This is a genomic window from Lachnoclostridium edouardi (genome assembly GCF_900240245.1).
In the GTDB taxonomy this organism is placed as follows: domain Bacteria; phylum Bacillota; class Clostridia; order Lachnospirales; family Lachnospiraceae; genus Lachnoclostridium_A; species Lachnoclostridium_A edouardi.
Genome location: NZ_OESQ01000001.1, coordinates 1,229,725 through 1,242,444 on the forward strand (window position 1 = coordinate 1,229,725; position 12,720 = coordinate 1,242,444).

Annotated in this window: 14 protein-coding genes, 7 tRNA genes and 1 pseudogene; 8 read left to right on the plus strand and 14 right to left on the minus strand. The window is 43.7% G+C overall.

The genetic code is table 11. The features are described from left to right. The first annotated feature begins 18 nt into the window (after nt 1–18). Nucleotides 19–582, plus strand: coding sequence for a GrpB family protein (locus C1A07_RS05730; protein ID WP_101876262.1), 564 nt, complete (start codon nt 19–21; stop codon nt 580–582). A 58-nt stretch (nt 583–640) separates the two neighbouring features. Here C1A07_RS05730 and C1A07_RS05735 read toward each other — a convergent pair whose 3' ends face one another. After that, the gene (locus tag C1A07_RS05735; RefSeq protein ID WP_101876263.1) at nt 641–1,312 is read right to left on the minus strand and encodes a Crp/Fnr family transcriptional regulator; all 672 of its coding nucleotides are present in this window, start codon (nt 1,310–1,312) and stop codon (nt 641–643) included. A 333-nt stretch (nt 1,313–1,645) separates the two neighbouring features. Between C1A07_RS05735 and C1A07_RS05740 the strand changes: the two genes are divergently transcribed. Next, entirely contained in the window at nt 1,646–2,593 is a 948-nt protein-coding gene (locus C1A07_RS05740) for an NADH:flavin oxidoreductase (RefSeq protein ID WP_101876264.1), read from the plus strand. Between the two features lie 100 nt (nt 2,594–2,693). Then, the gene (locus tag C1A07_RS05745; protein ID WP_101876265.1) at nt 2,694–3,545 is read left to right on the plus strand and encodes an arginase family protein; all 852 of its coding nucleotides are present in this window, start codon (nt 2,694–2,696) and stop codon (nt 3,543–3,545) included. A 591-nt stretch (nt 3,546–4,136) separates the two neighbouring features. On the opposite strand, the pseudogene C1A07_RS16905 reads toward C1A07_RS05745, so the two are convergent. After that, nucleotides 4,137–5,105: pseudogene (locus C1A07_RS16905) on the minus strand (recombinase family protein); the annotation flags it as partial. Further along, nucleotides 5,102–5,458, minus strand: coding sequence for a helix-turn-helix domain-containing protein (locus C1A07_RS05755; RefSeq protein WP_013379320.1), 357 nt, complete (start codon nt 5,456–5,458; stop codon nt 5,102–5,104). The pseudogene C1A07_RS16905 and the gene C1A07_RS05755, both read right to left, overlap by 4 nt. A gap of 338 nt (nt 5,459–5,796) precedes the next feature. On the opposite strand from C1A07_RS05755, the gene C1A07_RS16180 reads away from it, so the two are divergent. Then, complete coding sequence (locus tag C1A07_RS16180; protein ID WP_180952190.1) at nt 5,797–6,006, plus strand: gluconolactonase; 210 nt, start codon at nt 5,797–5,799, stop codon at nt 6,004–6,006. Nucleotides 6,007–6,125: 119 nt separating this feature from the next. Here the strand turns inward: C1A07_RS16180 and C1A07_RS05765 are convergent, their stop codons facing one another. Beyond that, nucleotides 6,126–7,190, minus strand: a complete 1,065-nt coding sequence (locus tag C1A07_RS05765) for a M28 family peptidase (RefSeq protein ID WP_101876266.1) — start codon at nt 7,188–7,190, stop codon at nt 6,126–6,128. Between the two features lie 4 nt (nt 7,191–7,194). Then, a complete protein-coding gene (locus C1A07_RS05770) occupies nt 7,195–8,019 on the minus strand; it encodes a helix-turn-helix domain-containing protein (protein ID WP_101876267.1) in 825 nt (274 codons plus the stop codon). A gap of 336 nt (nt 8,020–8,355) precedes the next feature. On the opposite strand from C1A07_RS05770, the gene C1A07_RS05775 reads away from it, so the two are divergent. The 4 genes from C1A07_RS05775 to C1A07_RS16185 all read left to right on the plus strand — a co-directional run bounded on the left by C1A07_RS05775 (nt 8,356) and on the right by C1A07_RS16185 (nt 10,647). Next, a complete protein-coding gene (locus C1A07_RS05775) occupies nt 8,356–8,769 on the plus strand; it encodes a cysteine-rich VLP domain-containing protein (protein WP_101876268.1) in 414 nt (137 codons plus the stop codon). Nucleotides 8,770–8,880: 111 nt separating this feature from the next. After that, entirely contained in the window at nt 8,881–9,276 is a 396-nt protein-coding gene (locus tag C1A07_RS05780; protein ID WP_008395205.1) for a replication initiator protein A, read from the plus strand. 185 nt (nt 9,277–9,461) lie between these two features. Next, a complete protein-coding gene (gene mobV, locus C1A07_RS05790; protein ID WP_101876270.1) occupies nt 9,462–10,403 on the plus strand; it encodes a MobV family relaxase in 942 nt (313 codons plus the stop codon). Nucleotides 10,404–10,476: 73 nt separating this feature from the next. Beyond that, a complete protein-coding gene (locus C1A07_RS16185) occupies nt 10,477–10,647 on the plus strand; it encodes a hypothetical protein (RefSeq protein WP_180952191.1) in 171 nt (56 codons plus the stop codon). A 110-nt stretch (nt 10,648–10,757) separates the two neighbouring features. Here the strand turns inward: C1A07_RS16185 and C1A07_RS05795 are convergent. The 9 genes from C1A07_RS05795 to rdgB form a co-directional block, all read right to left on the minus strand. Beyond that, a tRNA-Leu gene (locus C1A07_RS05795) sits at nt 10,758–10,841 on the minus strand. 85 nt (nt 10,842–10,926) lie between these two features. Then, nucleotides 10,927–10,999 (minus strand) — tRNA-Lys (locus C1A07_RS05800). A 4-nt stretch (nt 11,000–11,003) separates the two neighbouring features. Continuing rightward, nucleotides 11,004–11,076 (minus strand) — tRNA-Gln (locus tag C1A07_RS05805). A 37-nt stretch (nt 11,077–11,113) separates the two neighbouring features. After that, nucleotides 11,114–11,187: transfer RNA gene (locus C1A07_RS05810), tRNA-His, on the minus strand. A gap of 38 nt (nt 11,188–11,225) precedes the next feature. Next, nucleotides 11,226–11,299: transfer RNA gene (locus C1A07_RS05815), tRNA-Arg, on the minus strand. A 29-nt stretch (nt 11,300–11,328) separates the two neighbouring features. Further along, nucleotides 11,329–11,399, minus strand: a tRNA-Gly gene (locus C1A07_RS05820). Nucleotides 11,400–11,426: 27 nt separating this feature from the next. Next, nucleotides 11,427–11,501, minus strand: a tRNA-Pro gene (locus tag C1A07_RS05825). Between the two features lie 117 nt (nt 11,502–11,618). Then, nucleotides 11,619–12,110: a metallophosphoesterase family protein gene (locus C1A07_RS05830; protein ID WP_101876271.1), complete on the minus strand. Its 492-nt coding sequence runs from the start codon at nt 12,108–12,110 to the stop codon at nt 11,619–11,621. After that, on the minus strand, nt 12,107–12,718 hold the full coding sequence (gene rdgB, locus C1A07_RS05835) for an RdgB/HAM1 family non-canonical purine NTP pyrophosphatase (protein WP_101876272.1): 612 nt from the start codon (nt 12,716–12,718) through the stop codon (nt 12,107–12,109). Before rdgB ends, C1A07_RS05830 begins: the two co-directional genes overlap by 4 nt. Nucleotides 12,719–12,720 lie beyond the last annotated feature (2 nt).

The following is a 12,720-nucleotide window of genomic DNA, read 5'->3' on the forward strand; positions in this document are numbered from 1 at the left end:
AGTTTGAGGAAAGGCAAAATGGAGAAAAAGTTATCTGAAATGAGTTTAGAAGAATTATGGAAGCTATTTCCTATCTATTTAACAGAGCATCAGCCTTATTGGAAAAAATGGTACACTGATGAAACAAATTTTTTAAAAAGCAGACTTCCTAAAATAGAGAGAATCAGTCATATAGGATGCACAGCCATTAGTTCTATTTGCGCAAAGCCAATTATTGATATTCTTGTAGAAATTTCAAAAGATTATAAGTTATCTGACTATAAAGAAGTAATTGTGAAAAGCGGCTATATTTGCATGTCCGAGACTTCTGATAGAATTTCTTTTAACAAGGGGTATACAGAAAAAGGATTTGCCGAGAGGGTATTTCACCTACATCTAAGATATATTGGAGATAATGATGAGTTATATTTTAGAGATTATCTCATTGAGCATACTAATATTGCTGTGGAGTACGAGCGAATGAAATTAATATTATGGAAAAAATATGAATTTAATAGAGATGGTTATACAAATTCTAAAACAGATTTCATTCAAAAGTATACCGATAAAGCAAAGCTGAAATATGGTGATAGATATGATTAATTAGTGTATCATTTGAAGCAGACCTTGAGCGCAGGATATATTATAATAATTCTGTACATCAAAGGACTTCTGAAGTACAAAGTTTTGACAAAAGCTGCAAATCCAATATTTCAATCTTATTCCGGCCAGTTGAGATAATATTCTTGCTTCTAAGTACTGAAAGTCCTCTTGTAAGCTGGACGCGGCTGATGCCCAATAGTGCTGCAAGCTCATCCTGTGTCATATCCAAAATCATGTTGGAGCCAACGGATTGATTCTCGTTCAGGAGGAAAAGTAAGTTACAAAGTTTTATAAGCGATGAATTATACTCCTGGTGGATTGTCTCAAAGAGAAATCTGTTGATATAGGAGGCATACCAGTTCACGACAGCTTCGCTAAGTTCAGTATTATGCTGAAACATCAATCCAAATTGCTCTTTAGTGAATTCAAGGACTTTCATTTCAGATAGAGCAACTGTAGTTAAGGATAGTTCAATTTTGTAATTGTTCTGCCGATAGCCAGGGTAAACAGTACCTCCAGAATGAAAGCTGATGATTTTACGATTGCCCTCCTCATGGTCTGCATAGTGCATTGCAATTCCTGATACAATATAGTGAATTTTTTCATAGGGACTGCCCGGTTTCCAAAGATATTCGCCTTCGTGAAATGTCCTTTCAGTATGGGGCTGTGATAGAAAATATGTATAAAATTGTTTAAAATCATTAGCGTAAAAGTAACGTGGTCTTAGCATCAATATTATCTCCGATCTTGTTTATTTTTTATTGTTATGAGCGCTTAGTGCCTGTATTTTAGGCACTTACGTGGGATACATGAAAAACAGTTTGCCAGGTCTTTCACGAGCATTACTGTTTTTTTATTTCACTCGTTCCTCGTTTCATAAAAACGGACGGGAACCCCAAACTTCGCTATGGCGAACTTTGGGTAACAAATAGTTTCGCGCTTTAGCGCTCAACTATTTTTTATTATATCACCTATGTTGCATGAGTTTCAATGAAATGGTTGATAAAGTGCCAGAAAGGATATTTCCTATGAGTAATATACATTTGTCTGAACCTATTATTATATGTGGCATAATATCAGAAACCATATAGTCGTTCCTCCTATGGCAAATTTTGCTTTAAGAAAGGGAAATAATCTGGTAAAGCCAAAACATTTACAATATTATACGGCATATGCAGTCGGAGGTGCAGGGTTAATTATCGTTGAAGCGTGTTCTGTCGTTGAAGCCCCAGATATTCTCTCTGTTTATGATGATTCCTGCATTCCTGGCATGAGTAGTCTTGCTGAAGCAATATCAACATCAGGGGCAGTTCCACTTGTTCAGCTTTTAGACGAGGGGATATTCGGGTCAGGCCGCATTGCTATAGAGAAGCTCAGTAAAGAGGAACTATTGAGCAGAAAAAACCTGTTTTTAAAGGCAGCAGTTCGATGTATGAAAGCCGGATTTGCCGGAATTGAATTACACGCCGCTCATGGATTCTTTTTAAATCGGATTCTGGAAAATAATTGGCGTACAGATGAATACGGCGGAGTTTTTGAAAACAGAGTACGACTTCTTAAAGAACTAATTGCAGAAATCAAGGAAGCCTGTGGGGAGAATTTTATTGTGTCGGTTCGATTTGGAAATCCCAATTATAATGAATTAGTTAATACTGCGATGATAGTAGAACAGGCAGGCGGAGATTTGCTTGACGTCTCCACTGGATGTTCAGAGTATGGGGAAATTCCAAAAGACTTTGAATTCGACAGTAAGATATATGCCGCTTCACTGGTAAAGAAAGTCGCGCATATTCCTGTCATCTGTGTGGGGAATATCACTACAGGACAGCAAGCTGAAACTATTCTGGAAAGGAGTTATGCAGATATGACAGCAATAGGGCGTGGGCATCTCTGTGATTCGGACTGGGGCAATAAGGCGATTGCTGGGATTATGCCGATTTTATGCAAAAATTGCCGTACTTGTATGTGGTATATAGATAATAAGAAATGCCCCGTAAACAAAAGAAAGTGAAATTCTCATAAAGTATAAGTGTAAAATTGTAGGCTTGTTGTAACAGCAGCGCCTGTCCAGTGATTTTCAAACTGGAACTAATTAATGAGGAGGAATAGTTATGAAAACAATTCGATTACTGTACCCGGACTATCTTAGCGGTGGATTGGATACTTATTATTTTGGAGCAAATCTGCTGGCGCACATTGTTCCACAGAATGCAAACCAGCCTTTGCTAAAGGTGGAACTTGATCCGCCTGATGGTAAGAAACATAATGTTACTGATGGGGTTTATGCGAAAAAGGATGTACTTGCCGGAATAAAAAAAGCCAATGAAGTGCTTGCCTCCTCAGCTCCAGACAAAATTATTACTATCGGCGGAAATTGTATTGTGTCTTTTGCCCCTTTTGACTATCTGCATAGTAAATATGAAAATATGGGTATTATCTGGATTGATGCACATCCTGACGTATCAACTGCCAAGGGCGGTTATCCCAACGCTCACGCTATGGTGTTAGGTTCTCTAATGGGAGGCGGAGATAGTTCTATTTCTGCTCTAATGAAAAGCCAAAAGTTTCAGCCCAATGAAATTTTGTATATAGGTCTGCAAGGTTTACACGATTATCAGGCAAATTTCCTGGATAATATTGGTGTTGACTACCGTGTGCAGACAGAAACTTTTTTGTCTGAGGATGAAATCAGGCAGTTTGCAAGTCATTTTAACCATATTGCAGTTCATTTAGACATAGATGTGTTGGATGCTGCCCTTTTTCACTCCACCTACTTTGCAAATAAGGACTTGGTTGGCGACGGCAGCGGAAGTGGACGGATGACAATAGAACAATTATCTCACGTGCTGCGCTGCATAACGGAAAGCGCTGATGTTGTAGGACTTACCATCGCAGAATATCTTCCATTTGACGAGGAGAAATTGCATAATATGCTTGCGGAAATTAACATTTTTAGAGAGTAAAGGTAAGACTGGAATTGCAGCAAAATGTATCACCAAAATTAAATAGTGATATGTAGTTCCTGCCGCCAGGCGTACAAAAAAAGCCTTGATTTTACAAGGCTTTTTACATGCACCGAGTACGGATAAATCCGAACCCTCAACCTCCGCCAGTGTGATGGTCTTAGAACCGTCCTTATAGTTGAAAGTAAGGATTATCTTGTCCTCGTAAAGATACACCGCATTTACAAAACTGTCAATCAGTCTTTGCCGCTGTTCCCGCTTTGTCACATCAAATTTACGGAAACGGTAAATGAAAAATGCTATCTGTTCTCTTGTAAGCAAAGGCTTGTGCATTTCTTCCTGCAAAATACTGACTTCAAGCTGGCTTTTGGTTTCCTCCAACTCGTCCAGTCTTTGCTTGGTGGACGGAGTAAAAATCCCTGCTTGAATGGCGTTGAGCATATTGTTAATGCCTTTTTCCGTTTCTGCAAGCTGCTTTTTCAAAAGGGGCAGATCGGTGCTTTCTTTCTTCTGCAACTCCATCAGCGTATCAATCAGCCGTTCCATGACTGCATCATTCATAATTGCTTTCATGGTATAGTTGACAACCAAATCTTCAATCCAATCTTTCTTGACCGCTTTCTTGTCGCAGAGCTTCTTTTTCTTGGTATTCACACAGCGATAATAACGATGTACTTTCATCGTATGGCTTGTGCCGCTTTCTCCCACCATAAAGGAGCCGCATTTCCCACAGTACAGCTTCGTTGTCAAAAGGTAATCGTCCTCGGCTTTGTGACGGGCAGGAGCCTTTTTGTTCTTCGCCAGCCGTTCCTGTACCCGTTCAAATAATTCTTTGGGGACAATCGCCGGAATACCGTCCTCCTTGACTACATCACGATAACTGTACTCGCCCATATAGCGGCGGTTCTTCAAAAGGTGGTTCATAATATTCAGCGTAATTTTCCCGCCACGAATGGAACACATACCCCGACTATTCAATAGATTAACAAGCTCCTGCATGGTTGCCCCCTCGCTGTACTTTGTAAACATTTCCAGTACCACCGGGGCAGTCTTGGGGTCGATTTGATAATACTGCTGTTCGTCAATATAATATCCCATCGGAACAGTACCGCCGTTATATTTACATTTCAGCGCATTATCAGTCAGTCCCCGGATAACCTTTTCAGAAAGCTCCGCAGAATAGTATTCTGCATACCCCTCCAACATGGCTTCCAGAATAATTCCCTCGCTGCCCTCGGAGATATTTTCTCTTGCGGAAATGACTTTCACACCGTTCTTTTTCAAAAGGTTTTTATATCGTGCGCTGTCGTAACGGTTCCGGGCAAAGCGGTCTAATTTCCACACAAGGACAACATCAAATAAGCCTTTTGCGCTGTCTTTAATCATGTGTTGAAATTCGGGGCGGTTATCTGTTTTTGCTGACAATGCCCTGTCAATATAAGTCCCTAAAATTGTAATATCGTTGCGCTCTGCATACTCCTTACATTCCCGCAACTGTCCCTCAATACTTTCTTCTCGTTGGTTATCAGAGGAATAACGGGCGTAAATCACACCTTTCATTTTTTCTCCACCTCCATCATTTCAAGAAGTGTCTGTTTTAATTTTTCATTCAGCGGAGATTGCGGATCAAAACACATTTCAATAAACTGCTTCATTTCCTCACTCCCCGGCGCAATCTTCGGACGGTGTTCATATAGCTTGCCTTGCGGATTGTCTGTCCGGGCAAGCAGGTAATCCAATGATACATCAAAATAATCCGCATACCTTACAAGCGTTTCCAAAGAAGGAGCCGACTGCCCCTGCTCATAACGATTGATACTGGACTGCTTCACTCCCAAAAGTTCCGCCATCTTTACCTGCGACAGCTTCACACTTTCTCGCAATCTCCGCAGGCGTTCTCCTAATTCTTTCATAGGTTGTAACCTCCTTGTTTCCTCTATGCTTAGTATATCACTTTTGCGTTTTCTTTTCAACCCGTATTAAGCATATTTTTAAGAAGTATACTCGTAAAACGGATAACGAAAATGGGGAGGGTTACAACAAAATAAGCGGTCAATCCGGCTGTGGTTTTACAGCAGATTGTGACCGCTTATTTTGCATTTTGGAGGAAGTGTGGCTACACACTCCGACAAAATAGGGTTTCCAAAGGGTACCCCTTTGGCACACGACTTTGCTTGCAAAGTGTAGTGTGTTATACGCTCTGTCGGCGTTGCTGCGAAAATGAGGTTGCCGCCGGGGAGGACAAGGGCATTTGAAGCAGCAGGAAAACAAGGCTGTGATTGTGTGGCGTGGAGCCGCAAACACAGGGTTGGTTTCATCAGCAGACAGGGCGTATATGAAAGCCCCCGTTCCTCGTCCCTCGCCGGACTTCGGGACAAAATGTCCCGAACTTGTGGACACACTCACGAAAAAGCAGACGGATTTTCCTTTCAAAATTGAAATGGGCGGGAAGCCATTTTAGGGCTTTCCTGCCTTGTTTGCCTATCAGCAAAGACGGGTGGGACTGTCAACGGCGGTGCATGAAATGCGCCGTTCATCTTGGCCGTTGACTGGCTCGGCTGGCTTTGCTATTTGCTTGTGTTATTGTTCCCAGTCATTTTCTTGAAGTAAAGAATATAGTAATGTTGAATATTCGCTAAGTGTATTCTGGGCACGCCCTCCATATTCTTTTTCGATGAAATCTAAATCATCCATGTCCGTGTGCATTATCAAACCGTTCTTTTCTGTTTCAATAGGAGTACCGCTTTCCCAGTTGTTCGCTTCAAAATATATATATGGAATATTTATGCTATCAAAAGGTGCGTGATCGCTTCGTTTTTGCCCTGTGGGATAAGGGTAATCATTATTTCCATCTGGTGGTAATTGTATACTCAAACCAAGCTCCTGAGCAATGCCGTATGCTTTTAATACTGCTTTGGTATTATCAACAATGCCGTTATCATGCACTTTACCACCATACAAATAAAGGTAATCACCAGCGAGTACACTGTCAATGTTTATCATCAATACTATATTATCTCGTTCCTTTTCAGAAAGGGATTCAACATATTCCCTTGAACCATACATTCCTGTTTCTTCTGAACCAAAGAACACATATTTAATTGTATAGTATGTTGGGATATTGTTCATTCTCAAAGCGTTTTCCAAAGCAACTGAAACGCCGGAGCCATTGTCGTCTACGCCGTGTGTTCCAGCACTATCATAATGTGCACCAACGATAATCGTTTTTTTGCTTTCTCCTTTTTTGGTAATTTCGATATTTTGACTTGAATTGCTTTTTTCACCTCCATCAAATACATTTTGTGCGTCCTCATCCATCAAAGGCGTAGAGTCGTGTATTTCAAAAGACTTTACAGCTATATCCCTTTCCGTATATCCACCATTTAAGAGGACGGACAATATGAATACAGCCATTTCAGTTTCCTTTTCGGTGCCTGCGACGCGTCCCGGATAGTTTGACTGAATATGCTTTAAAAAATTATATGCGGGTGTGCCATACTCATTTTTCTCGGAACTTATCGAAAACTCTTGTGAGAGTGTTAGATTTTTAGCTTCTTCAATCATCTCTGCATTTTTACTACCACACCCATATAATCCGGTAAATAAAAATGCGCATACTAAAAAGCATGAAAGTATCTTTTTCATAAAATCAATCTCCTTTTTTCTTATCAATACTTTTCGACATCTGTACCATCATCTTTTTTGCCAGTGCTTGAAACTGCTCGATGGTTTCCTCGTCCATCGGAAGAAGCTGCCCAATCTGTCCGGCAATCATAGCAGTTACATTGTCCATAGACAACGGCTCCTGTTTTTGTTCTGCCAGTGCGTCTTGCATGGTCTGGAACATGGCGGCAGTCACAGCTTCTCCCGGCTGTTCTCCGCTGTCCATATCTTTCTTAATATCCCGCAGGATAGCAAGAAATACATTCTTGATTTTTTCAATCTCTGCTTCGTGTTCGCCCATCTTCTGTGCGTTCAGAAATTGCAAATCCTGTCTTGCTTCTGCCCGATGTTCCGGGTGTTCTTTCATCAGATCGGACAAGGAAGCCGTTGCCAGTTCAATCAGCTGGTTTCGTGCCATGATACCCTTTGCCGCTGTGTCTTGAAAATAAATCCGTATCAAATCCATCAGTTTCGGGAAGTTCCTGTGTTCCAACAGACGGTTGAGGATTTGCACATCGACTGTACCTGTCACAAGCCCTCTCACAGCTCCCTCGGACAAGCCTAATTCTGAAATATCATAGCTTTTACGGACACTCAAAGTAGACAAACCCAGTATGTAGTCTGTTGATACCTTAAATTCCTTTGCCACGCCTATGAGAATATCGCTGCTGACTGTCTTTGTTTCTCCACTGACAATGCGGCTCAACTGGGAAGCAGATACTCCTATTTTCTCCGCAAGCTGCTTTTGAGAAATATGGTTACCGTTGCACAAATCAGAAATCCTCTGTCCGGGTGTTCCGGGTAAAGCCATACTCAGCACCTCCTTTTCCTATTTCCCATTATACAGGAAAATTGCAGAAATGCAATTTTGAAATGGACTATTGCCCTAAAATGCAATTCTCGCAAGATTCCGGGAATTGCATTTTTTTCGTGTAGACTTAGGGTAGTTCATCGATGAGCTGCACCTTGAAAAATGAATGACCGTCCGAAAAGGAATACCCCGGCAGGGGAAGCACCGCAACGAGCCACTTCGGGACAAAATGTCCCGAAGTCCGGGGAGCGTGCCAACGCCGGAACACGCCGCAGGAGTGGGGCAGGAAGCCTTTTCGGAGAGAACGACAACGGAAAGCAAAAATGGAGGGAACACATGAGAGAGAACCCATATAAACGACTGCCGCCAATAGAGCGCAAGTCGGACGGTTCCCTTTACCGCATGACACCGGCACAGAGGAAACAGGCGAACGCTCTGATCCGTCGGGAGTGCTGCTGTTATGAGGACGGGAACTGTATGCTCCTTGACGATGGGGACACCCACACCTGCCCCCAAACCATTTCTTTCTCGGTCTGCTGTAAGTGGTTCCGCTGGTCGGTCTTGCCGCAAATCGGGACGCTGAAAGCGGAGATTTTCCGGGATAAGGAGCTAAAACGCTGTGCGGTCTGCGGCAGAGTGTTCGTCCCAAAGTCCAACCGGGCGAAATACTGTCCCGACTGTGCCGCCAGAGTTCACAGGCGGCAGAAAACAGAAAGTGAACGGAAAAGGAGGTCTTGTGTGGACAGTTAGGGGTTGAAAAGTCCTTGATTTACAAGGCTTTGCAAGCATACAACAGGGGCAGGCAATAGAAACTACCGTCTGCCTCCGAAAACGGGCTTCTAACCGTCCACAAAACACGATATGACAAACACCATTTATATCCATCAGCCGGAAAAGGCGGTCAGCTTTACCCGGCTTCCGAATTTCCTTTTTGAAGCCCCCACATTCACACCCCTGTCCAACGAAGCAAAGGTACTGTATGCCTTTATCCTGCGCCGGACAGACCTGTCCCGGAAAAACGGCTGGGCAGATGAATATGGGCGGATTTACCTCTACTATCCCATCAACGAAGTAGTGGAGCTGCTCCACTGCGGGCGGCAGAAGGCGGTCAACACCCTGCGGGAACTGCAATATGCCGGACTGGTGGAAATCCAGAAGCAGGGCTGTGGAAAACCCAACCGCATTTACCCAAAATCCTACGAAGCGGTTCCAAACACCGACTTCAAGAAATCCGGTTATGGAACGCGGTCGGACTGAAAACCGCACTCCACAAGTACGATAATCAATCCTCTTGAAGTACGAAAACCGGACGGTATATAGAAATACAGAGATTAAAACGATTTTATTTATATCTTATCCATTCCTATCCGATCCGAGATATTTTCTGCGGGATTTTCCTGTGGAAAAGTCCCGGAAAGGAATGGAATGGGGAAAGGAGTTTCATGGCACAACACGCAATTTTGCGATTTGAAAAACACAAGGGCAATCCGGCAAGACCGCTGGAAGCCCATCACGAACGGAAAAAGGAACAGTACGCCAGCAATCCCGACATTGACACCAGCCGGAGCAAGTACAACTTCCATATCGTTAAGCCAGAGGGCAGGTACTACCACTTCATTAAAAGCCGCATTGAACAAGCTGGCTGCCGCACCCGCAAGGACAGCACCCGGTTTGTGGATACGCTGATTACCGCCAGCCCGGAATTTTTTAAGAAGAAGTCCCCAAAGGAGATACAGGAATTTTTCCAGAGGGCGGCTGATTTCTTAATCGGGCGGGTAGGGAAAGAAAACATCGTGTCGGCGGTGGTACACATGGACGAGAAAACGCCCCACCTGCATTTGGTCTTTGTCCCGCTGACAGAGGACAACCGCCTGTGTGCAAAGGAGATTATTGGGAACAGAGCCAACCTCACAAAATGGCAGGACGATTTTCACGCCTATATGGTGGAGAAATATCCCGACTTGGAGCGTGGGGAAAGTGCCAGCAAGACAGGCAGGAAGCATATCCCTACCCGTCTGTTCAAGCAGGCGGTCAATCTTTCCAAACAGGCAAGAGCCATTGAAGCCACGCTGGACGGTATTACCCCGTTCAATACCGGAAAGAAGAAAGAGGAAGCCCTCTCCCTGCTGAAAAAGTGGTTTCCGCAGATGGAGAACTTCTCCGGGCAGCTCAAAAAATACAAGGTCACGATAAACGACCTTTCGGCAGAAAATGAACAGTTGGAAGCCAGAGCCAAAGCCAGCGAAAAAGGCAAGATGAAAGATACGATGGAACGGGCAAAGCTGAAAAGCGAACTGGACGATTTACAGCGGCTGGTTGACCGTATCCCGCCGGATATACTGGCGGAACTGAAACGGCAGCAGCGGCACACAAGGGAACGGTGATTGATGACAGAAAACATTTCACGCCGCACAGCGGCATTGTACCTTGAAAACTGAATACAGAGAAAGGCGATATATGGCAAAAAAGCAACCGGAGACAAATATCCCCCAACATGAAATAGAAGCCCTTGCCCGTTGCTTACTTCCCGAAATCCAAAAATTCTTTGAAAGCCCGGAAGGACAAAAAGAATTTGAGGAGTGGAAAGCACAGAGGGCAAAAGAAACAGAAAAGAAAAGGAGCGTATGACAAAAGCGGCGGTATCACTCACGATACCGCCGCTTTTGCTTTTCGCACTAAAGATATACTAAAAATCCGAAGCCGTCCCCGATTGGAACCGGGTTCGGATTATCATTATCTGGTGCGGGCAACAGGACTTGAACCTGCACGTCATGGACACCAGAACCTAAATCTGGCGCGTCTGCCAATTCCGCCATGCCCGCTTTTTATAAAGCACAGTTGCATTTCTGCTGCTGCACATTTTTTAAAAGAACAGCCATATAGAGTAGTATATGGCCGTTCTCTTTATGAGACATCGGGGATTCGAACCCCGGACAACTTGATTAAAAGTCAAGTGCTCTACCGACTGAGCTAATATCCCATCCCTGGGCTAGTTGGATTCGAACCAACGAAATGCAGGAGTCAAAGTCCTGTGCCTTACCGCTTGGCGATAGCCCATTATTTTTAGGTAAAAAAAAATTCCCGAAGGAATCAAGGTGGATACAGGGACTCGAACCCTGGGCCTCCAGAGCCACAATCTGGCGCGCTAACCAACTGCGCTATACCCACCATGGCGTACCCTAAAATACAATATATTAAGATACAAACGAGCCTGAAGGGATTCGAACCCCCGACCCACGGCTTAGAAGGCCGTTGCTCTATCCAGCTGAGCTACAGACTCGTATCTATGACATCTGCTTACAATGTCAAAGCGGGTGATGGGAATCGAACCCACGTATCTAGCTTGGAAGGCTAGTGTTCTACCATTGAACTACACCCGCGAAACTCTTCGCAGTAAAATATGAAAATCGGGGTGACAGGATTCGAACCTGCGACCTCCTGGTCCCAAACCAGGCGCTCTAGCCAAGCTGAGCCACACCCCGCTTTTCCCCAGAAAACACCAGGTTTTCTGCTCTGTCCTGCGACGCAAGAGTTATTATATACTAAGGTTTGTATCTTGTCAACTTCTTTTTTTCAATTTTTGGTAAAATTGTTTCAATTTATTTTTTAAAGGTATTGAGCGTATAATGAGCCTCCCCCTGCCTGTCAATTTCCATGATCATATAGGTAGGCTTCCTCCCATCCTGGCGGGGAAAAGAAAGGCTTCCAGGGTTCAGCACTGTCAGTCCATTTTCCTGGTGAAGGTAAGGCAGATGAGTGTGACCGAACATAACAATATCCATTCCTCTGGATCTGGCTTCGCTGGCAATTCTCTCTGGTCCTAGGGACACTCCGTAATAATGGCCGTGGGTGATTAGGGCTTTATATTTTCCAATGGCAATTTCTCTTTCTCTGTCCAAATTAGAGAAAAAGTCGTTATTCCCCAAAACCATTTCTAAATGGCAGCCTGGATTTACCCAGGAAGCAATTTTATCTTCGCTGCCCTCTGCGTCCCCTAAATGAATCAGCATATCTAAAGGTCCCAGTCTTTCCAAAAGTGTTTTTAAGTTGTCGTCCCGGCGATGTGTATCGCTGACAATCAGGATTTTCATACCATTTTTCCCCCATATAATTCTTTCAGCTTATTTTTCATCTGCTCCAAGGCTTTTCCTCTGTGGCTGATTTTATTTTTTTGCTCTATGCTTAACTCTGCTGAAGTCATTCCAAATTCTGGTATGTATAAAATAGGGTCGTAGCCAAATCCCTGGCTGCCGGCTGCAGTCTCTGCAATCATGCCTTCCATGGCGGCTTCTGTGTGAACTACCGCGCCGTCAGGCAGAACTGCAGCAATATTACAGACAAATCGGGCGCTGCGCTCTGAACCTTTCGCCTCTTTTACTCTTTCAATAATCACTTGATTCTTGTACTGGTAAGATGTGTCCTCACCTAAATATCTGGCTGAATATACTCCCGGCTCTCCGCCCAGATAATCTATTACCAAACCGGAATCATCTGCCAGCACAATTCCTCCTGTTACATTCCACACAGCCTTAGCCTTAATCTCTGCATTTTCCCCAAATGTCTTTCCATCCTCTACAATCTGGCAGGATACTCCGGCCTCCTTCATAGAAAGAATTTCCATGCCCAGATCTGCCAGAATCAGGCGGATTTCTCTCATCTTTCCTTCATTTCCTGTTGCAAAAACTATTTTTTCTTTCACCG